The organism is Streptomyces sp. NPDC005374, from assembly GCF_042872225.1.
Classification (GTDB): domain Bacteria; phylum Actinomycetota; class Actinomycetes; order Streptomycetales; family Streptomycetaceae; genus Streptomyces.
Genome location: NZ_JBIAKA010000004.1, coordinates 431523 through 455635 on the forward strand (window position 1 = coordinate 431523; position 24113 = coordinate 455635).

A 24113-nucleotide genomic window follows, 5' to 3' on the forward strand; every position below is an offset into this window, starting at 1 on the left:
GGCGGGGGGGGGCCCCACGGTCTTGCCCCGCCCCCCCCCGGCGGCACGTTTCTGCTGAGGCTGGGAGCGGCTCAGCTCTCCTCGTGGGACACCGCGCGCCGCGCGTCCGCGTCCAGCACACCCCAGCTGATGAGCTGCTCGGTGAGGACCGACGGGGACTGGTCGTAGATGACGGCGAGTGTACGCAGGTCGTCCTGGCGGATCGAGAGCACCTTGCCGTTGTAGTCGCCGCGCTGGGACTGGATCGTCGCCGCGTAACGCTGGAGGGGGCCCGCCTTCTCGGCCGGCACGTGGGCCAGCCGCTCCAGGTCGAGGACCAGCTTCGGCGGCGGCTCGGCAGCCCCGCCCGGAGTGGTGCCGGGCAGCAGCTCCTGCACGGGGACCCCGTAGAAATCCGCCAACTCGGCGAGGCGCTGCACGGTCACCGCGCGGTCGCCACGCTCGTACGAACCGACCACGACCGCCTTCCAGCGTCCCTGGGACTTCTCCTCGACTCCGTGGAGGGAAAGGCCCTGCTGGGTGCGGATGGCCCGGAGCTTGGCCCCGAGCTGTTTGGCGTATTCGCTGGACATATAGCTCCCCGGACACTGGATCGGCGCGGCTGAGTGGTCCCGAGCCACGCGTCTGGTAACTCACTGTGAGGTTACGCAGCGTGACTCTTCTGCGTCAAGCCGAATGGTCCACACCGACTCTTCCGTGGAAGGCGTGGCCGATTGGGCCAAGGGGGTGATCAGGGACGTCATCCGGGCCTGCTACCGTGGATGGCGCAAATCCGACGTCCTTTAAGGTCCGTCCCGTGAGGCGGAGAAGGAGGTCCGTTTCTTATGGACAACCAGCAGGACCCGCAAGCCGCCGATCCCCGGCCCGTTCTCGAGGGCCCCGACATCGCCCGTGTGCTGACCCGGATCGCCCACGAGATCGTCGAACGCGCCAAGGGCGCCGACGACGTGGTGCTCCTCGGCATCCCCACCCGAGGCGTCTTCCTCGCCCAGCGGCTCGCCGCGAAGCTCGAGGAGATCACCGACCGCAGGATCCCGGTCGGTTCGCTCGACATCACCATGTACCGCGACGACCTGCGCATGCATCCGCCGCGCGCGCTGGCCCGCACCGAGATCCCCGGTGACGGCATCGACGGCCGGCTGGTCGTCCTGGTCGACGACGTGCTCTTCTCCGGCCGCACCATCCGCGCCGCCCTGGACGCCCTGAACGACATCGGGCGTCCGCGCGCGGTGCAGCTCGCGGTCCTCGTCGACAGAGGCCACCGCGAACTGCCGATCCGCGCCGACTACGTCGGCAAGAACCTCCCCACGTCGTTGCGGGAGACGGTCAAGGTCCAGCTCGCCGAGGAGGACGGTCGCGACACCGTGCTGCTCGGCGTGAAGCAGACCCAGTAGCAGGCCGACGGGCACGCCTCGCCCCGGCGTGCCCCCGCCTGCCCGTAATCTCCCGAACTTCCTTACGGAGCCTGACAGATGCAGCGTCATCTCATCTCGGCCGCCGACCTCACCCGCGACGACGCCGTCCTGATCCTCGACACCGCCGAGGAGATGGCCCGGGTCGCCGACCGGCCGATCAAGAAGCTGCCGACCCTGCGCGGCCGCACGATCGTCAACCTCTTCTTCGAGGACTCCACGCGTACGCGTATCTCCTTCGAAGCCGCCGAGAAGCGCCTCTCCGCGGACGTCATCAACTTCACCGCCAAGGGATCCTCGGTCTCCAAGGGCGAGTCCCTCAAGGACACCGCCCAGACCCTGGAGGCCATGGGCGTCGACGCCGTGGTCATCCGGCACGGCGCCTCCGGGGCCCCCTACCGGCTCGCCACCTCCGGCTGGATCGACGCGGCCGTCATCAACGCCGGCGACGGCACCCACCAGCACCCGACCCAGGCCCTGCTGGACGCGTTCACCATGCGCCGCCGGCTCGTCGGAAGGGACGCCGGGCTCGGCCAGGACCTCGCCGGCAAACGCATCACGATCGTCGGCGACGTCCTGCACAGCCGGGTCGCCCGCTCCAACGTGGACCTGCTGCACACCCTCGGCGCCGAGGTCACCCTCGTCGCCCCGCCCACCCTGGTCCCGGTCGGCGTCGAGACCTGGCCGTGCGAGGTGTCGTACGCCCTGGACAGCACGCTCGCCAAGTCCGACGCCGTGATGATGCTGCGGGTGCAGCGCGAGCGCATGAACGCCGCGTTCTTCCCGACCGAGCGCGAGTACTCCCGGCGCTACGGCCTCGACGGCGACCGCATGGCGCGGATGCCGGAGCACGCCATCGTGATGCACCCCGGCCCCATGGTGCGCGGCATGGAGATCACCGCCGAGGTCGCCGACTCGGACCGCTGCACCGTCGTGGAGCAGGTCGCGAACGGAGTCTCCATCCGGATGGCCGTTCTGTACCTGCTGCTCGGTGGCGCTGTGTTCGATTCAAAAAACGTGCCCGCCGTCTCCCACACCCGTATCGAGGAGAAGTAGGACCCATGAGCAAGATCCTGATCCGTGGTGCGAAGGTCCTCGGCGGCGAGCCGCAGGACGTCCTGATCGACGGCCCCGTCATCGAGGCGGTCGGCACCGGGCTCGCCGCAGAGGGCGCCGAGGTCGTCGAGGCGGCCGGCAAGGTGCTCCTCCCGGGCCTCGTCGACCTGCACACCCACCTGCGTGAGCCCGGTCGCGAGGACTCCGAGACCGTGCTGACGGGCACCCGCGCGGCGGCCTCCGGCGGCTACACCGCCGTGTTCGCCATGGCCAACACCTTCCCGGTCGCCGACACCGCCGGCGTGGTCGAGCAGGTGTACCGGCTCGGCCAGGAGCACGGCTACTGCGACGTACAGCCCATCGGGGCCGTCACCGTCGGCCTGGACGGCAAGAAGCTCGCCGAACTGGGTGCCATGCACGAGTCGGCGGCGGGTGTGACCGTCTTCTCCGACGACGGCAAGTGCGTCGACGACGCCGTGATCATGCGCCGCGCGCTGGAGTACGTGAAGGCCTTCGGCGGGGTCGTCGCCCAGCACGCGCAGGAGCCGCGGCTGACCGAGGGCGCCCAGATGAACGAGGGCGTCGTCTCGGCCGAGCTGGGGCTCGGTGGCTGGCCCGCGGTGGCCGAGGAGTCGATCATCGCCCGGGACGTCCTGCTCGCCGAGCACGTCGGGTCCCGCGTCCACATCTGCCACCTGTCGACCGCCGGGTCCGTCGAGATCGTCCGCTGGGCCAAGTCCCGCGGCATCGACGTCACCGCCGAGGTCACCCCGCACCACCTGCTCCTCACCGACGAGCTGGTGCGGTCGTACAACCCCGTCTACAAGGTGAACCCGCCGCTGCGCACCGAGCGGGACGTGCTCGCCCTGCGCGAGGCGCTCGCCGACGGCACGATCGACATCGTCGCCACCGACCACGCCCCGCACCCGCACGAGGACAAGGACTGCGAGTGGGCCGCGGCCGCCATGGGCATGGTCGGCCTGGAGACCGCGTTGTCAGTGGTGCAGGAGACCATGGTGAACACCGGGCTCCTCGACTGGGCCGGGGTCGCCGAGCGCATGTCCGTCCAGCCCGCGAAGATCGGGCAGGCGGGGGGCCACGGCCGTCCCGTCTCGGCTGGTGAGCCCGCCAACCTCACGCTGGTCGACACGGAATACCGTGGGTCGGTGGACCCCGCGGGCTTCGCCTCGCGCAGCCGCAACACTCCGTACGAGGGGCGTGAGCTGCCGGGCCGCGTCACGCACACGTGGCTCCGGGGCAAGGCCACGCTCGTCGACGGGAAGCTCACGTGACATCACTCACCCTGCTGGCCAACGGTCTCGCCGCCGACAGGAAGTCGGCCGAGGTCACCGACTGGGCCGCCCGCGTCGGCTGGCTCGTCGGCCTCGCCCTCTTCGTCGCGCTCGTCTACTGGCTGATGCGCGAGGGCTGGAAGTGGCGCGGCACGCTCCAGGGCGACCTGCCCCCGCTCCCCACCGCGCCGGACGACCCGGGCCCGGCGAAACTGGGCATGAGCGGCCGGTACCACGGTTCCACCACCGCGGGACAGTGGCTCGACCGCATCGTGGCCCACGGCCTCGGCACCCGCAGCCGGGTCGAGCTCACGCTGACGGACGCGGGACTGGACGTCGTACGCCCCGGAGCGACGGACTTCTTCATCCCGGCCGACGCCCTGCGCGAGGCCGTCCTCGGCAAGGGCATCGCCGGGAAGGTCCTCACCGAGGGCGGGCTCCTCCTGGTGACCTGGGCCCACGGCGAGCGGCTGATCGACTCCGGGTTCCGCTCGGACCACGCGGCCGAGCACACCGAGTGGGTCGACGCCATTAACTCCATGATCAACAAGACCGAAACGGAAGGCGCACGATGACGACCTCCACGAAGGGGAACGCCTCGCAGAGGAAAGAGGTGTCTCCCGCGGTACTCGTCCTGGAGGACGGCCGGATCTTCCGCGGCCGTGCCTACGGGGCTGTGGGGGAGACCTTCGGCGAGGCCGTGTTCTCCACCGGCATGACCGGCTACCAGGAGACCCTCACCGACCCGTCGTACGCCCGCCAGATCGTCGTCGCGACCGCCCCGCAGATCGGCAACACCGGCTGGAACGACGAGGACGACGAGTCCCGCCGTATCTGGGTCTCCGGCTACGTCGTGCGCGACCCCGCGCGCGTGCCGTCCAACTGGCGCGCCAAGCGCTCCCTGGACGACGAGCTGGTCGCACAGGGCATCGTCGGCATCAGCGGCATCGACACCCGCGCGCTCACCCGCCATCTGCGCGAGCGCGGCTCCATGCGCGCCGGAGTCTTCTCCGGCGAGGCGATCGCCCCCGACTCCGAGCTCGTCGCGCGCGTGCAGGCCCAGCCGCACATGAAGGGCGCCTCGCTGTACGAGGAGGTCGCCACCAAGGAGACGTACGTCGTCCCCGCGATCGGTGAGAAGAAGTTCACCGTCGCCGCGATCGACCTCGGCATCAAGGGCATGACCCCGCACCGCATGGCCGAGCGCGGCATCGAGGTGCATGTGCTGCCGGCCACGGCCACCGCGGAGGACGTCTACGCCGTCGCCCCCGACGGTGTCTTCTTCTCCAACGGTCCCGGCGACCCGGCCGCCGCCGACGGCCCGGTCGCGCTCATGACCGCGGTGCTGGAGCGCGGGACGCCGCTGTTCGGCATCTGCTTCGGCAACCAGATCCTGGGCCGCGCACTCGGCTTCGGCACCTACAAGCTGAAGTACGGCCACCGGGGCATCAACCAGCCCGTGCAGGACCGGACCACCGGCAAGGTCGAGGTCACCGCGCACAACCACGGCTTCGCCGTGGACGCCCCGCTCGACAAGGTCAGCGAGACCAGGTTCGGACGCGTCGAGGTCTCGCACGTCTGCCTGAACGACAACGTCGTGGAGGGACTCCAGCTGCTCGACCAGCCGGCCTTCTCCGTCCAGTACCACCCCGAAGCGGCAGCGGGCCCGCATGACGCCGCCTACCTGTTCGACCGCTTCACCTCGTTGATGAACACCGTCCTGTTGGAGGGCCAGCGTGCCTAAGCGCACCGATATCCAGTCCGTCCTGGTCATCGGCTCCGGCCCGATCGTCATCGGCCAGGCCGCCGAGTTCGACTACTCCGGTACCCAGGCGTGCCGCGTCCTCAAGGCCGAAGGCCTGCGCGTCATCCTCGTCAACTCCAACCCGGCGACGATCATGACCGACCCGGAGATCGCCGACGCCACCTACGTCGAGCCGATCACCCCGGAGTTCGTCGAGAAGATCATCGCCAAGGAGCGCCCCGACGCCCTGCTGCCCACCCTGGGCGGCCAGACGGCCCTCAACACGGCGATCTCGCTGCACGAGGCCGGCACCCTCGACAAGTACGGCGTCGAACTGATCGGCGCCAACGTCGAGGCCATCAACAAGGGCGAGGACCGCGACCTCTTCAAGGGCGTCGTGGAGGAGGTCCGCAAGAAGATCGGGCACGGCGAGTCCGCCCGCTCGGTCATCTGCCACTCCATGGACGACGTCATCCAGGGCGTCGAGACGCTCGGCGGCTACCCGGTCGTGGTCCGCCCCTCCTTCACCATGGGCGGCGCCGGCTCCGGCTTCGCGCACGACGAGGAGGAGCTGCGCCGCATCGCAGGACAGGGCCTCACGCTCTCGCCGACCACCGAGGTGCTCCTGGAGGAGTCCATCCTCGGCTGGAAGGAGTACGAACTGGAGCTGATGCGCGACAAGCACGACAACGTCGTGGTCGTCTGCTCCATCGAGAACTTCGACCCCATGGGCGTGCACACCGGCGACTCCATCACCGTCGCGCCCGCGATGACGCTCACCGACCGCGAGTACCAGCGGCTGCGTGACGTCGGTATCGCGATCATCCGCGAGGTCGGCGTCGACACCGGCGGCTGCAACATCCAGTTCGCGATCGACCCGGTCGACGGCCGCGTCATCGTCATCGAGATGAACCCGCGCGTGTCGCGCTCCTCGGCGCTCGCCTCCAAGGCGACCGGTTTCCCGATCGCCAAGATCGCGGCGAAGCTGGCCGTCGGCTACACCCTGGACGAGATCCCCAACGACATCACCGAGAAGACCCCGGCCTCCTTCGAGCCGACGCTCGACTACGTGGTGGTCAAGGCCCCCCGGTTCGCCTTCGAGAAGTTCCCGTCGGCGGACTCGACGTTGACGACCACCATGAAGTCGGTCGGCGAGGCCATGGCGATCGGCCGCAACTTCACCGAGGCCTTCCAGAAGGCGCTGCGCTCACTGGAGAAGAAGGGCAGCCAGTTCACCTTCGTCGGCGAGCCCGGCGACAAGACCGCCCTCCTGGAGGAGTCCGTACGGCCGACCGACGGCCGTATCAACGCCGTCATGCAGGCCATCCGCGCGGGCGCCACGCCGGAGGAGGTCTTCGAGTACACGAAGATCGACCCCTGGTTCGTCGACCAGCTCTTCCTGATCAAGGAGATCGCGGACGAGCTGGCCGGGGCCCCGGAGCTGACGCGTGAGCTGCTCGCCGAGGCCAAGCGGCACGGCTTCTCCGACCAGCAGCTCGGCGAGATCCGCGGCCTGCGCGAGGACGTGGTGCGCGAGGTGCGGCACGCGCTCGGCGTGCGCCCGGTGTACAAGACCGTCGACACCTGCGCGGCCGAGTTCGCCGCGAAGACGCCGTACTTCTACTCCTCCTACGACGAGGAGAACGAGGTCGCCCCGCGGACCAGGCCCGCGGTGATCATCCTGGGCTCCGGGCCCAACCGCATCGGCCAGGGCATCGAGTTCGACTACTCCTGCGTGCACGCCTCCTTCGCGCTGTCCGACGCCGGGTACGAGACGGTGATGGTCAACTGCAACCCGGAGACCGTCTCCACCGACTACGACACCTCCGACCGGCTGTACTTCGAGCCGCTCACGCTGGAGGACGTGCTGGAGATCGTCCACGCGGAGACTCTGGCCGGGCCGGTCGCGGGCGTGATCGTGCAGCTCGGCGGGCAGACCCCGCTGGGCCTGGCACAGGCGCTCAAGGACAACGGCGTGCCGGTCGTGGGCACCTCGCCCGAGGCGATCCACGCCGCCGAGGACCGGGGGGCCTTCGGCCAGGTCCTCGCCGAGGCGGGCCTTCCCGCCCCCAAGCACGGCACCGCCACCACCTTCGCCGGCGCCAAGGCCATCGCCGACGAGATCGGCTACCCGGTCCTCGTACGGCCCTCCTACGTGCTCGGCGGCCGTGGCATGGAGATCGTCTACGACGAGACCCGCCTGGAGTCCTACATCGCCGAGTCGACCGAGATCAGCCCCTCGCGGCCGGTCCTGGTCGACCGCTTCCTGGACGACGCGATCGAGATCGACGTCGACGCCCTCTACGACGGCCAGGAGCTGTACCTCGGCGGCGTGATGGAGCACATCGAGGAGGCCGGCATCCACTCCGGCGACTCGGCGTGCGCACTGCCGCCGATCACCCTGGGCGGCCACGACATCAAGCGGCTGCGGGCCTCGACCGAGGCCATCGCCAAGGGTGTCGGTGTGCGTGGCCTGATCAACATCCAGTTCGCGATGGCCGGGGACATCCTCTACGTCCTCGAAGCCAACCCCCGCGCGTCCCGTACCGTCCCCTTCACCTCGAAGGCGACCGCGGTGCCGCTCGCCAAGGCCGCCGCCCGGATCTCGCTGGGCGCGACCGTCGCCGAGCTGCGGGCGGAAGGCCTGCTCCCGGCGAAGGGCGACGGTGGGGAACTTCCGTTCGACGCGCCGATCTCCGTCAAGGAGGCCGTCATGCCGTGGTCGCGCTTCCGCGACATCCACGGCCGCGGCGTCGACACCGTCCTCGGCCCGGAGATGCGCTCCACCGGCGAGGTCATGGGCATCGACTCCGTCTTCGGCACGGCGTACGCCAAGTCGCAGGCGGGCGCCTACGGTCCGCTGCCGACCAAGGGCCGCGCGTTCATCTCGGTCGCCAACCGCGACAAGCGCTCGATGATCTTCCCGGCGCGCGAGCTGGTCGCCCACGGCTTCGAGCTGCTCGCCACCTCCGGCACCGCCGAGGTCCTCAAGCGCAACGGCATCAACGCCACGATCGTGCGCAAGCAGTCGGAGGGCACCGGCCCGAACGGCGAGAAGACCGTCGTCCAGCTCATCCACGACGGCGAGATCGACCTCATCGTCAACACCCCGTACGGCACCGGTGGCCGCCTCGACGGCTACGAGATCCGTACGGCGGCCGTGGCGCGCTCGGTCCCGTGTCTGACGACGGTCCAGGCGCTCGCCGCCGCCGTCCAGGGCATCGACGCCCTCAACCACGGTGACGTGGGCGTCCGTTCGCTCCAGGAACACGCGGAACACCTGACCGCGGCCCGCGACTAGCAGCCCTGAGGGGGACACCGGAAACGGTGTCCCCCTCTTCGTGAGGACACCGACATGTACAAGCTTTTCTTCCGTCTGGTCTTCCAACGGATGGACCCTGAGCAGGCCCACCACCTCGCCTTCCGCTGGATCCGGCTCGCCGTCCGGATTCCCGTGCTGCGCACCTTCGTCGCGGCCGCCCTCGCGCCCCGCCACAAGGAACTGCGCACCGAGGCCCTCGGGCTGCGCATGCACGGCCCCTTCGGGCTCGCCGCGGGCTTCGACAAGAACGCGATCGCGATCGACGGCATGGCGATGCTGGGCTTCGACCACATCGAGATCGGCACGGTGACGGGGGAGGCCCAGCCGGGCAACCCCAGGAAGCGGCTGTTCCGGCTCGTGCAGGACCGCGCGCTCATCAACCGCATGGGCTTCAACAACGAGGGCTCGCTGACCGTGGCGGCCCGTCTGGCGTCCCGCGAGCCGGTCTTCAGGACCGTCGTGGGCGTCAACATCGGCAAGACCAAGGTCGTCCCCGAAGCCGAGGCGACCGGCGACTACGTGAAGTCCGCGGAGCGGCTCGCGCCGTACGCCGACTACTTGGTCGTGAACGTGTCGTCGCCGAACACGCCCGGCCTGCGCAACCTCCAGGCGGTCGACCATCTGCGTCCGCTCCTGACCGCGGTCCGCGAGGCAGCCGACCGCATCGTCGCGCACCGCCATGTCCCGCTCCTGGTGAAGATCGCGCCGGACCTCGCCGACGAGGACGTCGACGCGGTCGCCGACCTGGCCCTCGAGCTCGGTCTGGACGGCATCATCGCCACCAACACGACCATCGCGCGCGAGGGACTCGGTCTGGAATCCGGACCCTCGCTGGTGAAGGAGACGGGCGGCCTCTCCGGGGCGCCCCTCAAGGAGCGCTCCCTGGAGGTCCTGAGGCGCCTGTACGCACGCGTGGGCGACCGGATCACCCTGGTCGGCGTCGGGGGCGTGGAGAACGCCGAGGACGCCTGGCAGCGCATCCTGGCCGGCGCCACCCTGGTCCAGGGCTACAGCGCGTTCGTCTACGAGGGTCCCTTCTGGGCCCGCGCCGTTCACAAGGGCCTCGCCGCGCGCCTGCGCACGAGCCCGTACGCCACCCTCGCCGACGCGGTCGGCGCCGACGTGAGGAAGACGGTATGACCGAGCCCTTCGGTGCGCGCCTGCGCCGTGCCATGGACGAGCGCGGCCCGCTGTGCGTGGGGATCGACCCGCACGCCTCACTGCTCGCCGAGTGGGGCCTGGCCGACGACGTGGCCGGTCTGGAGCGGTTCAGCCGCACGGTCGTCGAGGCGCTGTCGGACCGCGTCGCCGTCTTCAAGCCCCAGAGTGCGTTCTTCGAGCGCTTCGGCTCGCGCGGTGTCGCCGTGCTGGAGACGACTGTCCAGGAGGCCAGGGCGGCCGGTGCGCTGGTCCTCATGGACGCCAAGCGCGGCGACATCGGCTCGACCATGGCCGCCTACGCGGAGGCCTTCCTGCGAAAGGACTCCCCGCTGTTCTCGGACGCTCTGACGGTGTCGCCGTATCTCGGCTACGGCTCGCTCTCGCCGGCGATCGCGCTGGCGCGCGAGAGCGGTGCGGGCCTGTTCGTGCTCGCGCTGACCTCCAACCCCGAGGGCGGCGAGGTCCAGCACGCCGTCCGCGCGGACGGCCGGAACGTCGGCGCGACCATGCTGGCCCACCTGGCGGCCGAGAACACCGGGGAAGAGCCCCTGGGGTCGTTCGGCGCCGTCGTCGGGGCCACGCTCGGCGACCTGTCGTCCTACGACCTGGACATCAACGGCCCGCTCCTCGCGCCCGGTGTCGGAGCCCAGGGGGCCACCCCGGCCGACCTTCCCGGGGTCTTCGGGGCGGCGATCCGCAATGTCGTCCCGAGTGTCAGCAGGGGAGTGCTGCGGCACGGTCCCGACGCCGGGGCGCTGCGCGCGTCCGCCGACCGGTTCGCGGAGGAGATCCGGTCCGCGCTGCCGACCGGATGAGACATAGGTCACCCGATGTTCGCCCAGGGGTCCGGATACGGCGTCCGTGATGGTCGTCGCGGATGTTCGATGACCGCGTTCGAGTCCTCCGACGAGTGGTGAGAGGCCCGCTTGAGTCTGAATACATTCTCAAATCCGGGGCATTATGTCGGGAATGTCCGACCTGACGGAGGCTGACCAGGACTTTTCCGCTGTTCTCGCTGACTCTGGCGGACTTGGCCGCTAGTCTCCGACGGGTGGGGGCACCCCCACACCCTTCAGGTAGTGGGGGAGAACGGGCGAGCGTGTTGCCCATACCTCCCCAGGTGTGGGGCACTAGGTTCCTCACCGGTCCGTATCCGACAGTTCGACATCCGAGGTGACGTAGGCGTGGCTCTTCCGCCCCTTACCCCTGAACAGCGCGCAGCCGCGCTCGAAAAGGCCGCCGCGGCTCGCCGGGAGCGGGCCGAGGTCAAGAATCGACTCAAGCACTCCGGCGCCTCCCTGCATGAGGTCATCAAGCAGGGCCAGGAGAACGACGTCATCGGCAAGATGAAGGTCTCCGCGCTGCTGGAGTCCCTGCCGGGCGTGGGCAAGGTCCGCGCCAAGCAGATCATGGAGCGACTCGGCATCTCCGAAAGCCGCCGTGTACGCGGCCTCGGCTCCAACCAGATCGCTTCTCTGGAGCGTGAGTTCGGCAGCACCGGTTCCTGAACCGGTGCTCTCCGCGAGGGGAGTCCCGGGCACTCCGGGATTGCTGGAATAATCGCCGCATGGCTGCAACATTCCGGGGGACGACCCCCGAGCCCCCGGACGTACGTCCGCGGCTGACCGTGCTCTCCGGCCCTTCAGGGGTCGGCAAGAGCACGGTCGTCGCGCATATGCGCAAGGAGCACCCCGAGGTCTGGCTCTCGGTGTCGGCGACGACCCGCAGGCCCCGCCCCGGCGAGAAGCACGGCGTCCACTACTTCTTCGTCACCGACGAGGAGATGGACAAGCTGATCGCCAACGGCGAGCTGCTGGAGTGGGCGGAGTTCGCCGGCAACCGTTACGGCACGCCGCGTGCGGCCGTGCTGGAGCGGCTGGAGGCGGGTGAACCCGTCCTCCTGGAGATCGACCTCCAGGGTGCCCGGCAGGTCCGTGAGTCCATGACGGACGCCCAGCTGGTGTTCCTGGCTCCGCCCTCCTGGGAGGAGCTCGTGCGCAGACTCACCGGACGTGGCACCGAACCGCCGGACGTGATCGAACGCCGCCTGGAGGCGGCGAAGGTCGAACTGGCGGCTGAACCCGAGTTCGATGTGACCTTGGTCAACACCTCCGTCGAGGACGTGGCGCGCGAGCTGCTAGCCTTGATGGACGTTGTGTGATCGTTTTCGATCGTTCACACTGAATCTTTCCCATCCATCGGAAGGTAGAGCGTGTCCTCTTCCATCTCCGCGCCCGAGGGCATCATCAACCCGCCGATCGACGAGCTCCTCGAGGCAACCGACTCGAAGTACAGCCTCGTGATCTACGCGGCCAAGCGGGCCCGCCAGATCAACGCGTACTACTCGCAGCTCGGCGAGGGCCTCCTCGAGTACGTCGGTCCGCTCGTGGACACCCATGTCCACGAGAAGCCGCTCTCGATCTCCCTCCGCGAGATCAACGCGGGTCTGCTGACGTCCGAGGCCATTGAGGGCCCGGCGCAGTAGTACTTTCAGCTTTTTGCTGACTTATCCACAGGCCCGGCAGCGCGACTGTCGGGCCTGTGGTGTGTGATGGACCCGTACGTTGCCGAGCTGGGGAGAGACGGTGGACAAGCCGAAGGTCGTGCTGGGTGTCAGCGGAGGCATCGCCGCGTACAAGGCCTGCGAGCTGCTCAGAAGGCTGACGGAGTCCGGCCACGACGTACGCGTCGTCCCCACCGCCTCCGCACTGCACTTCGTCGGCGCCGCCACCTGGTCCGCTCTCTCCGGCAAGCCGGTCTCGACCGAGGTGTGGGACGACGTCCACGAGGTCCCGCACGTCCGCATCGGACAGCACGCCGACCTCGTCGTCGTGGCCCCGGCCACCGCCGACATGCTCGCCAAGGCGGCCCACGGCCTGGCGGACGACCTGCTCACCAACACCCTCCTCACGGCTCGCTGTCCGGTCGTCTTCGCACCCGCCATGCACACGGAGATGTGGGAGCACCCGGCCACCCAGGAGAACGTGGCGACGCTGCGCCGCCGCGGTGCCCTGGTGATCGAACCTGCCGTCGGCCGTCTGACCGGCGTCGACACCGGCAAGGGGCGACTGCCGGACCCCGCCGAGATCTTCGAGGTCTGCCGCCGGGTACTGGCCCGGGGCGTCAGCGAGCCCGACCTCGAGGGCCGGCATGTCGTCGTCAGCGCCGGCGGTACCCGCGAGCCCCTCGACCCGGTCCGTTTCCTCGGCAACCGCTCCTCCGGCAAGCAGGGCTACGCCCTCGCCCGCACCGCGGCCGCGCGCGGCGCCCGGGTCACGCTCGTCGCGGCGAACACCGCTCTGCCCGATCCGGCCGGCGTGGACGTCGTGCCCGTGGGGACGGCCGTACAGCTGCGCGAGGCGGTCCTGAAGGCGGCGGCCGACGCCGACGCCGTCGTCATGGCGGCGGCTGTCGCCGACTTCCGTCCGCAGACGTACGCGGCCGGAAAGATCAAGAAGAAGGACGGCCAGGACCCCGAACCCGTCGTCCTGGTACGGAATCCGGACGTCCTCGCCGAGATCGCGGCCGAGCGCGCCCGCCCCGGGCAGGTGGTGGTCGGCTTCGCCGCCGAGACCGACGACGTCCTGGCCAACGGCCGTGCGAAGCTGGAGCGCAAGGGCTGCGACCTGCTCGTCGTCAACGAGGTGGGCGAGCGCAAGACCTTCGGCTCCGAGGAGAACGAGGCCGTGGTGCTGGGCGCCGACGGCAGCGAGACCCCGGTGCCGTACGGCCCGAAGGAGTCCCTGGCCGACATCGTCTGGGACCTGGTGGCGCGGCGCCTCGGCTGAACACCTCGTCCGCTTCCGGGTTCCCTCAGGACACGCGAAGCACTGCCGATAAGGCGTGGCGCCCCTGGTCAAGCCCCTTCGGAGCTGTGCACAATGCCCGTGCCGCAGGTCACGGCACTCCCGAGTGGCGAGACAGGGGGCCAGTGGCCGAGCGCGACCGATAAAGTGTTCTCGGACGGTGCCGGGCGCAGCTCCCGAGCCCGTCCGCCAATGATCAGCCAGCAGCCGCTGCAACCCCAGGGAGCGTTGTGTCCCGTCGCCTGTTCACCTCGGAGTCCGTCACCGAGGGCCACCCCGACAAGATCGCTGACCAGATCAGTGACACCATCCTCGACGCGCTCCTCAAGGAGGACCCGACCTCACGGGTCGCCGTCGAGACCCTGATCACCACCGGTCTGGTGCATGTGGCCGGTGAGGTCACCACCAAGACCTACGCGCCGATCGCCCAGCTGGTGCGCGACAAGATCCTCGAAATCGGCTACGACTCCTCCAAGAAGGGCTTCGACGGCGCCTCCTGCGGCGTCTCGGTGTCCATCGGCGCGCAGTCCCCGGACATCGCTCAGGGCGTTGACACGGCCTACGAGAAGCGGGTCGAGGGCGATGAGGACGAGCTGGACAAGCAGGGCGCCGGTGACCAGGGCCTGATGTTCGGTTACGCGACCGACGAGACCCCCACCCTGATGCCGCTGCCGATCTTCCTGGCGCACCGCCTGGCGAAGCGCCTGTCCGAGGTCCGCAAGAACGGCACCATCCCCTACCTGCGCCCGGACGGCAAGACGCAGGTCACCATCGAGTACGACGGCGACAAGGCCGTCCGCCTCGACACGGTCGTGGTCTCCTCGCAGCACGCGTCGGACATCGACCTGGAGTCCCTGCTGGCCCCCGACATCCGCGAGTTCGTCGTGGAGGCGGAGCTCAAGGCGCTCCTGGACGAGGGCATCAAGCTGGACACGGACAACTACCGTCTCCTGGTGAACCCGACCGGCCGCTTCGAGATCGGCGGCCCGATGGGCGACGCGGGTCTGACCGGCCGGAAGATCATCATCGACACCTACGGCGGCATGGCCCGCCACGGTGGCGGCGCGTTCTCCGGCAAGGACCCGTCCAAGGTGGACCGTTCGGCCGCGTACGCGATGCGCTGGGTCGCCAAGAACGTCGTCGCCGCGGGTCTCGCCTCCCGTTGCGAGGTCCAGGTCGCGTACGCGATCGGCAAGGCCGAGCCCGTCGGCCTGTTCGTGGAGACCTTCGGCACCGCCAAGGTCGACGCCGACCTGATCGAGAAGGCGATCGACGAGGTCTTCGACCTCCGTCCGGCCGCGATCATCCGCGACCTCGACCTGCTGCGCCCGATCTACTCCCTGACGGCGGCGTACGGCCACTTCGGCCGCGAGCTGCCGGAGTTCACGTGGGAGAAGACGGACCGCGTGGACGCGCTGCGCAAGGCCGCCGGCCTGTAAGCGGCCCCTGCTCCGTACGAGGCCCGGCCCCCGACGGGGGCCGGGCCTCGGCCTTGTCCGGCGCCCCCGCAGGGTGGCGCGGCCCCGTCCTGTGTCAGTGCGGTCTGGTACCAATGATGCTGTGAGCAGCGAGGATGAGGGGGCGGAGCGTTCCGCGGAGGCCGGGGCGCCGGAGCAGCTTGCGTTCATTCGGGAGACCGTGCGCAAGGCCAGGGCGCCGAAGGCCAAGCCGCGGACGTGGCGGGGAGCCGCGCTGGCCAAGGAACTGCCGGTCGCGCGGGTGCTGGTCGACAAGGGAGTGCTGCATCTCGACCGGTACTTCGACTATGCGGTGCCCGAGGAGCTGGACGCGGATGCCCAGCCCGGGGTGCGGGTGCGGGTGCGGTTCGGGGCAGGCCGCGGGCGGGTGCGGGAAGGGCGGCGTGAGGGCGGGGGGCTGATCGACGGGTTCCTGGTCGAGCGGCTCGCCGAGTCGGACTACTCGGGGCCCTTGGCCGCGCTCGCTCAGGTCGTGTCGCCCGAGCCGGTGCTCAGCGAGGAGCTTCTGGGGCTCGCCCGCGCCGTCGCCGACCGGTACGCGGGGAGTCTCGCCGATGTGCTGCAACTAGCTGTGCCGCCGCGCAGTGCCCGGGCCGAACAGCGGCCCGCGCCCGCCCCCCTGCCGCCACCGGCGGTGCCTGAGACGGGGCCCTGGAGGCGGTACGAGCACGGGGGCGCGTTTCTGGAGGCGCTGGCCTCGGGAGGCGCGCCGCGCGCGGTGTGGAACGCCCTGCCCGGGCCGCAGTGGAGTGAGGACCTGGCGCGGGCCGTCGCGGCGACCCTGGCGTCAGGGCGTGGTGCGCTGGTCGTCGTACCGGACGGGCGGGCCGTCGCACGGGTCGACGCCGCGCTGACCTCGGTGCTGGGGGAGGGGCGGCATGCGGTGCTGACCGCCGACGCCGGGCCCGAGAAGCGGTATCGGGAGTGGCTGGCCGTGCGGCGGGGAGCCGTGCGGGCCGTGGTGGGGACCCGGGCGGCCATGTTCGCCCCGGTGCGGGATCTGGGGCTCGTCGCTCTGTGGGACGACGGCGACGACAGCCACAGTGAGCAGCATGCTCCGCAGCCGCACGCGCGCGAGGTGTTGTTGTTGCGGGCCGCGCAGGACAAGTGCGCATTCCTGCTGGGGAGTTGGAGCTGCACCGTCGAGGCGGCGCAGTTGGTGGAGACCGGGTGGGCCCGGCCGCTCGTCGCTTCCCGGGAGCAGGTGCGGGCCGTCGCCCCGTTGGTGCGGACCGTGGGGGACCAGGATCTCGCGAGGGACGAGGCCGCCCGCGCGGCCCGGCTGCCCACACTCGCCTGGCAGGCCGTCAGGGAGGGGCTGCGGCACGGGCCCGTGCTCGTGCAGGTGCCACGGCGGGGCTATGTGCCGCGGATGGCGTGTGCCAACTGCCGTGAACCCGCGCGGTGTCGGCACTGCGCCGGGCCGTTGGAAGGGCAGGACGCCGGGGCGCTGCGGTGCGGGTGGTGCGGCAGGGAGGAAGAGGCCTGGCACTGTCCGGAGTGCGGGGCGTTCCGGCTGCGGGCACAGGTCGTGGGAGCCCGGCGTACGGCAGAGGAGTTGGGGCGGGCGTTTCCCGCTGTTCCGGTGCGGACGTCGGGGCGTGAGCATGTGCTGGACACGGTGCCGGGGACACCGGCGCTGGTGGTGAGCACCCCGGGGGCGGAGCCGGTCGCCGAGGGCGGGTACGCGGCGGCGCTGTTGCTGGACGGATGGGCGATGCTCGGGCGGCCCGACCTGCGGGCGGGGGAGGACGCGCTGCGGCGTTGGATCGGGGCGTCGGCGCTGGTGCGGGCGCAGGAGGCCGGGGGGACGGTGGTGGTGGTCGCCGAGCCCACGTTGCGGCCTGTGCAGGCGTTGGTGCGGTGGGACCCCGTGGGGCATGCGGTGCGGGAGTTGGGGGAGCGGGCCGAGTTGGGGTTCCCGCCGGTGTCGCGGATGGCCTCCGTGTCCGGGACGCCGGAGGCTCTCGCGGGGTTTCTGGCAGCCGTGGAACTGCCCCAGGAGGCGGAGCTGTTGGGGCCTGTGCCGTTGCCGGTCACGGTGGCCGCAGGGCCTCGGCGGGCGGGGGCGCCGCCTGTCGGGGAGCGGTGGGAGCGGGTCCTTGTGCGGGTTCCGCCGGGCAGGGGAGCGGCGTTGGCCGCCTCGTTGAAGACCGCGCAGGCTGCGCGGATGGCGCGGGGTGGGGGCGGGGGAGACGGGGCGGTGTGGGTGCGGATCGATCCGCCCGACATCGGGTGAGAGGTGTGGGGCGGTGGGCGATGAGTCCCGTTCGCGTGTCGGCAGGGCGCGAAATGCGTCTGCCCTCCCGGAGGCGGCTCGGGAGGGCAGAGGAGGGGCGGTACGGGTCAGCCGTTGCGGGGACCGGGGAACGCTGTGGGTCTTGCTTCGTCGCGGAGGACGGGGCTGCCCGCAGTGGGCTGGGTCGGCATGGAGCGGGCGGCCGGGACCGTGGGGACCGCCGGCACCGAGGGGATGCCGGTGTTGACGCTGACCGTGCGGGTGGCCGCTGCCTCCGTGGTCAGTTCGGCTTCGGCCGGCGCCGGGGCCACCGCGCGGCGGGCGCCGTAGCGGCGGTGGACCGCCTGCTTGGTGACCCCGAGGGCGGAGCCCACCGCGTCCCACGAGAAGCCGAGCGAGCGGTCGAAGTCGACCGCGGCCGTCACCAGGGTCTCGACGCTGTCCCGGAGTTCCTGCGCGAGACGGACCGTGGGGGCGGGAGCGCGTCCGTAGACGACGAAGCCCGTGGAGGGGCCGGAGCGGCGCGGGCGGTAGACGTTGCCCAACTGGGCGGTCAGGGTGCGCAGCGCGTCCACCTGCCGGCGGACCCGCTCGATGTCCCGCACCAGCAAGTGCAGGCTGGCCCGAGCCTGGGCGTCGTGAGTTGCGTGGTCGGCCATGAACAAGCCTCTCGAACCGGCGTTGAAAAAGGATGGGGCCGCCATCGCGGCCCGTTGTGGTCAACTCTTTCTTGACCAACGCGTTTACGCGCCGCTGGTCACGCAGTGGGGGCGTACCGGCATATGCGTGCGCCGGGGGCGGGGGGTGCGCGCCTTGACCAGGTGGGCGGGCATCGCCCGTGGGGGTTCCTTTCGGGCGGTGGCCGTGCCTCGCCATAGACTTGTGCGTTGCCCGTCGTCATCCCTCTCCGAGAGGCCCCGCCCACCCATGAAGCTCGTCTTCGCCGGTACCCCCGAGGTCGCACTTCCCGCTCTGGACGCTCTCATCGCCTCCGGGCGGCACGAGGTCGCCGCTGTCGTCACGCGGCCCGACGCGCCGGCGGGGCGGGGGCGCAGGCTGGTCGCGAGCCCCGTCGCGGAGCGGGCCGAGGAGGCGGGGATCGAGGTGCTGAAGCCCGTCAAGCCGCGTGACCCCGAGTTCCTCGAGCGGCTTCGCGAGATCGCCCCCGACTGCTGCCCCGTCGTCGCCTACGGCGCCCTCCTGCCCCGCGTCGCCCTCGACATCCCCGCCCACGGCTGGGTCAACCTGCACTTCTCGCTGCTCCCGGCCTGGCGCGGGGCGGCTCCCGTCCAGCACTCCATCATGTCGGGCGACGCGATCACCGGGGCCTCCACCTTCCTGATCGAGGAGGGGCTCGACTCCGGGCCCGTGTACGGCACCGTCACCGAGGAGATCCGGCACACCGACACCAGCGGCGACCTGCTGACCCGGCTCGCCTTCGCCGGGTCCGGGCTGCTCGCCGCGACCATGGACGGGATCGCGGACGGCACGCTGAAGGCCGTACCGCAGCCGTCCGAGGGCATCACCGTCGCCCCGAAGATCACCGTTGAGGACGCGCGGGTCGACTGGGCCGCCCCGGCGCTGCGGGTGGACCGGGTCGTGCGCGGGTGCCACCCGGCGCCCGGCGCCTGGACGACGTTCCGCGGTGAACGGCTCAAGCTCATCCAGGTCCGGCCGGCGCCCGACCGGACCGATCTCGCTCCGGGCGCGCTTTCCGTGGGCAAGAACAGCGTCCACGTCGGTACCGGCTCGTACGGCGTCGAGATGCTGTGGGTGCAGGCGCAGGGGAAGAAGCCGATGAAGGCCGCGGACTGGGCGCGGGGCGTCAGGATCGCGGACGGGGAGACCGTCGGCGGGTGACGCGGGGCGGGGCGGTACGCGCGCCGGCGGGTGACGCCGGTCCCCAGGAGAGCTGCCGGAGCGCCGGGCGGTCCCCGGCGCCGTAGGAGTGCGTGGCGTGGGGCGCGGGAGTGCGGGTGGACCGATGTCCGCCGCGTCGCCCGGGGCCGCCGGGACGCACGACGTCCCCGCCTCCGCCGGCTCACGCACCGAGCGCCAGATCGGCCGGGCCCTCGGCGGGTGAGGGGACCCGTGGCGGACGTACGCTTGGGGCGTATCCAGTCCTTACATCCGGAGCACCTTTTTCGTGAGCGACCAGCCCAGTCGGCCCCGCAAGCCCGGCAAGCCCTACCGCCGGCCCCAGAAGGACCCCGTCCGCTTCCTCGCCTTCGAGGCCCTGCGCGCAGTGGACGAGCGGGACGCGTACGCCAACCTCGTCCTGCCGCCCCTGCTGCGCAAGGCACGGGAGAAGGGCGGCTTCGACGGCCGGGACGCGGCGCTCGCCACCGAGCTCGTGTACGGCACCCTGCGGCGGCAGGGGACGTACGACGCCGTCATCGCCGCCTGTGTCGACCGGCCGCTGCGGGAGGTCGACCCGCCGGTGCTCGACGTGCTGAGCCTCGGCGTGCATCAGCTGCTCGGGACGCGCATCCCGACGCACGCCGCCGTGTCCGCCTCCGTGGAGCTCGCGCGGGTCGTGCTCGGCGACGGGCGGGCCAAGTTCGTCAACGCCGTACTGCGGAAGGTCGCGCAGGACGATCTCGACGGGTGGATCGCGAAGGTCGCTCCTCCCTACGACGACGATCCCGAGGACCATCTCTCCGTCGTGCACTCCCACCCCCGCTGGATCGTCTCCGCGCTGTGGGACTCCCTCGGCGGCGGCCGGGCCGGTATCGAGCGACTGCTGGCGGCCGACAACGAGCGGCCCGAAGTCACCCTCGTCGCCCGGCCGGGTCGGTCCACCACCGGGGAACTGCTGCGCGAGGAGGCCGCCGTCCCGGGCAGCTGGTCGCCGTACGCCGTACGGCTGGCGGAGGGCGGTGAGCCCGGGGCCGTAGACGCCGTACGCGAAGGCCGGGCCGGGGTGCAGGACGAGGGCAGTCAGCTCGTCGCACTGGCCCTCGCGAACGCGCCCCTCGACGGGCGGGACGAGAAGTGGCTCGACGGGTGCGCGGGGCCCGGCGGGAAGGCCGCGCTGCTCGCCGCCCTCGCCGCCGAGCGGGGCGCCGTGCTGCTGGCCTCCGAGAAGCAGCCGCATCGGGCCGGGCTGGTCGCCAAGGCGCTCCGCGGCAATCCCGGGCCGTACCAGGTCATCGCCGCGGACGGGACCCGGCCGCCGTGGCGGCCCGGGAGTTTCGACCGGGTGCTGATGGATGTGCCGTGTACGGGGCTGGGTGCGCTGCGGCGCCGGCCCGAGGCACGGTGGCGGCGCCGGCCGGAGGACCTGGAGGGGTTCGGGCCGTTGCAGCGGGATTTGTTGAGCACCGCGCTGGACTCCGTCAGGGTGGGCGGGGTGGTGGGGTATGCGACCTGTTCCCCTCATCTGGCGGAGACTCGGGCCGTTGTCCAGGATGTGCTGAAGCAGTGGCCGGCCGCGGAGCTTGTGGATGCGCGGGCCCTGTTGCCCGGTGTGCCGGAACTCGGGGACGGGCCCGACGTTCAGTTGTGGCCGCATGTGCACGGGACCGATGCGATGTATCTGGCGGTGATTCGCAGGACCGGCTAGTCGTGCGTCTGCTGCGCCGTCGTGGCTGGTCGCGCAGTTCCCCGCGCCCCTGGGTGGGTCGACTCATCGCCCTCCTTGGCAAGACCGTGGGGCCACCACACCTTTGGACCCACGTCCAGGAACAGGGACGTGACCAGCACCGACCGCACGATGAACGTGTCGAGCAGGACTCCCAGCGCCACCGCGAAGCCGATCTCCGCGAAGGCGACCATCGGGAGGGTGCCGAGGGCGGCGAAGGTGCCGGCCAGGACCAGGCCGGCGGAGGTGATGACCGCGCCGGTCGCGGCCAGGCCGGTGACCACGCCCGGCCGCGTGCCCTGGCGGGCCGCCTCCTCGCGGATACGGGTGGTCAGGAAGATGTTGTAGTCGATGCCGAGGGCGACCAGGAAGACGAAGACGAACAGCGGGAAGTCGGTCGCCTCGCCCGCGTAGTCGAACAGGTGGCGGAAGGCCAGGGCGCTGATGCCCAGGGCCGCCGCGAAGGACAGGATCACCGTTCCGATCAGGAGCAGCGGCGCGATCAGGGCGCGCAGCAGGGCGCACAGGATCAGCAGGACCACCACGAGCACCAACGGGATGATCACGATGTTGTCGTGGGTCGTCGCCTTGTCCATGTCGAGCAGCGAGGCCGTGCCGCCGCCCACCTTGGCGTCGGCGTCCGGCACAGCGTGGACGGCGTCACGGACCCGCTCCACCGTCTGTTTCGCGGCCTCGCTGTCGGCCGGGGCGGTCATCGTGGCCTCGAACAGCACCTTGCCCTCGTACGACGGTTTCGTGCCCGGCGGCAGGCCGAGGGACTCCGGAACGACCCCGCGGGTGCCGGCCACCGCCTCGCCCACCTGTCGGGCCTGCGCCTGGCCGCTGACGATGACCAGGGGGTCGCCGCTGCCCGCCGGGAAGTACTTCGCGGACACCTCCTGGCCGACGATCGAGTCCGGTTTCCCGGTGAACGCGTCCGCGTTGCCGATGCCCTCGGCGCGCAGCTGGATCAGTCCGAGCGAGCAAACGGCGAGGACCAGTGCCGTGACCGCCCAGACCATGCGCGGGCGGAGCGCGATACGGCGGCCGGTGCGGGCCCAGATGCCGCTGTCGATGCGGTCGGGCGCGCCGAAGTGCGGGATCGCCGGCCAGAAGATCCAGCGGCCGAAGATCACCAGCAGGGCCGGGAACAGGGTCGTCATCGCCAGCAGGGCGACCGCGACACCGATCGCGGCGACCGGGCCGAGACCGCGGGTCGAGTTCATCTCGGCGGCCAGCAGCACGAGCATGCTCAGGACGACGGTCGCGCCGGAGGCGAGCACCGCGGGGCCCGCGCGGTGCAGGGCGAGGGCCATCGCCTCGTGGCGGTCCTCGTGGTGGTGCAGTTCCTCCCGGTAGCGGGCCACCAGCAGCAGGGCGTAGTCGGTCCCCGCGCCGAAGACGAGCACCGTGAGGATGCCCGCGCTCTGGCCGTTCACCGTCAGGCCCGCGTGCTGGGCGAGCAGGTAGATGAAGGCCTGCGCGGTGAACAGCGCGGCGATCACCGACAGCAGCGGGACCAGGAGCAGGGTGGGGCTGCGGAAGGTGATGAGCAGCATGACCACGACGACCGCCATCGCGGACAGCAGCAGCGTCGAGTCGATGCCCTCGAAGGCCTCGGAGAAGTCCGCGGAGGTGCCGCCGGGCCCGGTGATGTGCACGGCGAGGCCGTCGCCGCCCTTGCCCACGACGTCACGGATCGAGTCCACCGCGGGCGCTATCTCCTCCCAGCCCTTCTCGTCCATGGTGATCGGGACGAGGATCTGGGCCGCGCGCGGGTCGCTCTGCCGGTCGTAGACCGGGCCACGGGTCTCCGAGCCGCGGATTCCGTGCGCCGTCAGTTGCCTGATCTCGGCGACGTCCTTGGCGATGGTGGCCTGTTCCTGCGGCGTGAGGCCGTTCTCGCGCGCGTAGACGACGACCGCTGGGATCTGCTCAGGCCTGAAGTCCTCGGACAGCTGCAGGACTTGGGTCGATTCGGCGGAGCCCGGCAGCCAGGAGGCCGCGTCGTTGTCCTGGGCGTCGGTGAGCTTGGAGGCGAGAGGCGCCGTCAGGAACAGCACCACCAGCCACAGTGCCAGCACCAGCCACTTGGCACGCCGTCCGCAGACGAGATGCGCGATACCCCGATTGCCGCTCATGGCCACCCCCGGTGCCATCTGTCGAGCCGATCGGCCGCCCAGCATGACATGCGCGGCTCGTTCACAACATCCGATGAACGGCTTAGGTCTGGACCGGCGCGCCTCTTGGTGCCCGGGCATGGGAGGCTTGGGGCATGGCCGTGCAGATCAACCCCAGCATCCTGTCCGCCGACTTCGCTCGTCTCGCGGACGAGGCGAAGGCGGTGGAAGGAGCCGACTGGCTCCACGTCGACGTCATGGACAACCATTTCGTCCCGAACCTCACGCTCGGTGTGCCGGTCGTAGAGTCGCTGGCCCGTGCGACGGACACTCCTCTGGACTGCCATCTGATGATCGAGGCCCCCGATCGCTGGGCGCCCCAGTACGTAGAGGCGGGGGCCTCTTCCGTCACCTTCCATGTCGAGGCGGCCGCCGCTCCGGTCAGGCTCGCCCGGGAGATCCGGGCCAAGGGTGCCCGCGCGTCCATGGCGCTGAGGCCCGCGACGCCCATCGAGCCGTACGAGGATCTGCTCCCCGAGCTCGACATGCTGCTGATCATGACGGTCGAGCCCGGATTCGGGGGACAGCCGTTCCTCGACATCATGCTCCCCAAGATTCGCCGCACCCGCGAGTTGATCACCAAGCACGGCCTCGACCTGTGGCTCCAGATCGACGGCGGGGTCTCGGCCGAGACCATCGAGCGCTGTGCGGACGCGGGCGCCGACGTCTTCGTCGCGGGCTCCGCCGTGTACGGCGCGAACGACCCGGCCGAGGCGGTCCGTGCACTGCGCAAGCAAGCCGAGGGGGCGACGGTCAAGGCCTCCTGGGCATGCGGCCACTGAACCAAGGGAACGTGAACGGCTCTCATCAGGGCTGATCAAGTGCGCCGCATCTGCAAGG

General features: G+C 70.9%; 20 protein-coding genes. 17 read left to right on the forward strand and 3 right to left on the reverse strand.

What is annotated here, in order from left to right; all coding sequences use genetic code 11:
* Positions 1 to 71: 71 nt before the first annotated feature.
* Positions 72 to 572 carry a transcriptional regulator BldD gene (gene bldD / locus ACFYRX_RS13225; protein ID WP_003956405.1) on the reverse strand — a complete coding sequence of 167 codons (501 nt, stop codon included), beginning with the start codon at positions 570 to 572 and terminating at the stop codon, positions 72 to 74.
* 252 nt (positions 573 to 824) lie between these two features.
* On the opposite strand from bldD, the gene pyrR reads away from it, so the two are divergent.
* The 14 genes from pyrR (at position 825) to ACFYRX_RS13295 (ending at position 17510) form a co-directional block, all read left to right on the forward strand.
* Positions 825 to 1394 (forward strand): bifunctional pyr operon transcriptional regulator/uracil phosphoribosyltransferase PyrR, encoded by a 570-nt coding sequence (gene pyrR, locus ACFYRX_RS13230; protein ID WP_389098914.1) that lies wholly within the window; start codon positions 825 to 827, stop codon positions 1392 to 1394.
* 78 nt (positions 1395 to 1472) lie between these two features.
* Positions 1473 to 2468 (forward strand): aspartate carbamoyltransferase catalytic subunit, encoded by a 996-nt coding sequence (locus tag ACFYRX_RS13235; RefSeq protein ID WP_389098916.1) that lies wholly within the window; start codon positions 1473 to 1475, stop codon positions 2466 to 2468.
* 5 nt (positions 2469 to 2473) lie between these two features.
* A complete protein-coding gene (locus tag ACFYRX_RS13240; RefSeq protein WP_389098918.1) occupies positions 2474 to 3760 on the forward strand; it encodes a dihydroorotase in 1287 nt (428 codons plus the stop codon).
* The gene (locus tag ACFYRX_RS13245) at positions 3757 to 4335 is read left to right on the forward strand and encodes a hypothetical protein (RefSeq protein WP_389098919.1); all 579 of its coding nucleotides are present in this window, start codon (positions 3757 to 3759) and stop codon (positions 4333 to 4335) included. The genes ACFYRX_RS13240 and ACFYRX_RS13245 overlap by 4 nt, the downstream gene beginning before the upstream one ends.
* The gene (carA, locus tag ACFYRX_RS13250; protein ID WP_389098921.1) at positions 4332 to 5504 is read left to right on the forward strand and encodes a glutamine-hydrolyzing carbamoyl-phosphate synthase small subunit; all 1173 of its coding nucleotides are present in this window, start codon (positions 4332 to 4334) and stop codon (positions 5502 to 5504) included. Before ACFYRX_RS13245 ends, carA begins: the two co-directional genes overlap by 4 nt.
* Complete coding sequence (gene carB / locus ACFYRX_RS13255) at positions 5497 to 8805, forward strand: carbamoyl-phosphate synthase large subunit (RefSeq protein ID WP_389098922.1); 3309 nt, start codon at positions 5497 to 5499, stop codon at positions 8803 to 8805. Before carA ends, carB begins: the two co-directional genes overlap by 8 nt.
* A gap of 54 nt (positions 8806 to 8859) precedes the next feature.
* Positions 8860 to 9966, forward strand: coding sequence for a quinone-dependent dihydroorotate dehydrogenase (locus ACFYRX_RS13260; RefSeq protein WP_389098924.1), 1107 nt, complete (start codon positions 8860 to 8862; stop codon positions 9964 to 9966).
* Positions 9963 to 10802 (forward strand): orotidine-5'-phosphate decarboxylase, encoded by an 840-nt coding sequence (gene pyrF, locus ACFYRX_RS13265; protein WP_389098926.1) that lies wholly within the window; start codon positions 9963 to 9965, stop codon positions 10800 to 10802. Before ACFYRX_RS13260 ends, pyrF begins: the two co-directional genes overlap by 4 nt.
* Positions 10803 to 11171: 369 nt before the next feature.
* Positions 11172 to 11495 (forward strand): integration host factor, encoded by a 324-nt coding sequence (locus ACFYRX_RS13270; protein ID WP_003977346.1) that lies wholly within the window; start codon positions 11172 to 11174, stop codon positions 11493 to 11495.
* A 59-nt stretch (positions 11496 to 11554) separates the two neighbouring features.
* Positions 11555 to 12148, forward strand: a complete 594-nt coding sequence (gene gmk, locus ACFYRX_RS13275) for a guanylate kinase (protein WP_389098928.1) — start codon at positions 11555 to 11557, stop codon at positions 12146 to 12148.
* Positions 12149 to 12199: 51 nt separating this feature from the next.
* Positions 12200 to 12472, forward strand: coding sequence for a DNA-directed RNA polymerase subunit omega (rpoZ, locus tag ACFYRX_RS13280; protein ID WP_067025681.1), 273 nt, complete (start codon positions 12200 to 12202; stop codon positions 12470 to 12472).
* A gap of 100 nt (positions 12473 to 12572) precedes the next feature.
* A complete protein-coding gene (coaBC, locus tag ACFYRX_RS13285; RefSeq protein ID WP_389098930.1) occupies positions 12573 to 13775 on the forward strand; it encodes a bifunctional phosphopantothenoylcysteine decarboxylase/phosphopantothenate--cysteine ligase CoaBC in 1203 nt (400 codons plus the stop codon).
* Between the two features lie 248 nt (positions 13776 to 14023).
* Positions 14024 to 15232, forward strand: coding sequence for a methionine adenosyltransferase (metK, locus tag ACFYRX_RS13290; protein ID WP_389098932.1), 1209 nt, complete (start codon positions 14024 to 14026; stop codon positions 15230 to 15232).
* A gap of 121 nt (positions 15233 to 15353) precedes the next feature.
* A complete protein-coding gene (locus ACFYRX_RS13295) occupies positions 15354 to 17510 on the forward strand; it encodes a primosomal protein N' (protein WP_389098934.1) in 2157 nt (718 codons plus the stop codon).
* Between the two features lie 107 nt (positions 17511 to 17617).
* Here ACFYRX_RS13295 and ACFYRX_RS13300 read toward each other — a convergent pair whose 3' ends face one another.
* Positions 17618 to 18169 (reverse strand): hypothetical protein, encoded by a 552-nt coding sequence (locus ACFYRX_RS13300; RefSeq protein WP_389098935.1) that lies wholly within the window; start codon positions 18167 to 18169, stop codon positions 17618 to 17620.
* A gap of 268 nt (positions 18170 to 18437) precedes the next feature.
* On the opposite strand from ACFYRX_RS13300, the gene fmt reads away from it, so the two are divergent.
* Both fmt and ACFYRX_RS13310 read left to right on the forward strand, forming a co-directional pair.
* Entirely contained in the window at positions 18438 to 19370 is a 933-nt protein-coding gene (gene fmt / locus ACFYRX_RS13305) for a methionyl-tRNA formyltransferase (RefSeq protein ID WP_389098936.1), read from the forward strand.
* Positions 19371 to 19656: 286 nt separating this feature from the next.
* Complete coding sequence (locus ACFYRX_RS13310; RefSeq protein ID WP_389098938.1) at positions 19657 to 21075, forward strand: RsmB/NOP family class I SAM-dependent RNA methyltransferase; 1419 nt, start codon at positions 19657 to 19659, stop codon at positions 21073 to 21075.
* Here the strand turns inward: ACFYRX_RS13310 and ACFYRX_RS13315 are convergent.
* Positions 21072 to 23234: an MMPL family transporter gene (locus ACFYRX_RS13315; protein ID WP_389098940.1), complete on the reverse strand. Its 2163-nt coding sequence runs from the start codon at positions 23232 to 23234 to the stop codon at positions 21072 to 21074. The two genes, ACFYRX_RS13310 and ACFYRX_RS13315, sit on opposite strands and share 4 nt — an antisense overlap.
* Positions 23235 to 23368: 134 nt before the next feature.
* Between ACFYRX_RS13315 and rpe the strand changes: the two genes are divergently transcribed.
* Complete coding sequence (gene rpe / locus ACFYRX_RS13320) at positions 23369 to 24055, forward strand: ribulose-phosphate 3-epimerase (protein WP_389098942.1); 687 nt, start codon at positions 23369 to 23371, stop codon at positions 24053 to 24055.
* The last annotated feature ends 58 nt before the right edge of the window (positions 24056 to 24113 follow it).

Bases quoted from the DNA above. Each gene is read 5' to 3' on its own strand.
- carA (WP_389098921.1), top strand. From the start codon at position 4,332: ATGACGACCTCCACGAAGGGGAACGCCTCGCAGAGGAAAGAGGTGTCT.
- pyrF (WP_389098926.1), top strand. From the start codon at position 9,963: ATGACCGAGCCCTTCGGTGCGCGCCTGCGCCGTGCCATGGACGAGCGC.
- rpe (WP_389098942.1), top strand. From the start codon at position 23,369: ATGGCCGTGCAGATCAACCCCAGCATCCTGTCCGCCGACTTCGCTCGT.
- bldD (WP_003956405.1), bottom strand. From the start codon at position 572: ATGTCCAGCGAATACGCCAAACAGCTCGGGGCCAAGCTCCGGGCCATC.
- ACFYRX_RS13315 (WP_389098940.1), bottom strand. From the start codon at position 23,234: ATGAGCGGCAATCGGGGTATCGCGCATCTCGTCTGCGGACGGCGTGCC.
- ACFYRX_RS13235 (WP_389098916.1), top strand. From the start codon at position 1,473: ATGCAGCGTCATCTCATCTCGGCCGCCGACCTCACCCGCGACGACGCC.
- fmt (WP_389098936.1), top strand. From the start codon at position 18,438: ATGAAGCTCGTCTTCGCCGGTACCCCCGAGGTCGCACTTCCCGCTCTG.
- pyrR (WP_389098914.1), top strand. From the start codon at position 825: ATGGACAACCAGCAGGACCCGCAAGCCGCCGATCCCCGGCCCGTTCTC.
- ACFYRX_RS13260 (WP_389098924.1), top strand. From the start codon at position 8,860: ATGTACAAGCTTTTCTTCCGTCTGGTCTTCCAACGGATGGACCCTGAG.
- ACFYRX_RS13240 (WP_389098918.1), top strand. From the start codon at position 2,474: ATGAGCAAGATCCTGATCCGTGGTGCGAAGGTCCTCGGCGGCGAGCCG.
- gmk (WP_389098928.1), top strand. From the start codon at position 11,555: ATGGCTGCAACATTCCGGGGGACGACCCCCGAGCCCCCGGACGTACGT.
- ACFYRX_RS13300 (WP_389098935.1), bottom strand. From the start codon at position 18,169: ATGGCCGACCACGCAACTCACGACGCCCAGGCTCGGGCCAGCCTGCAC.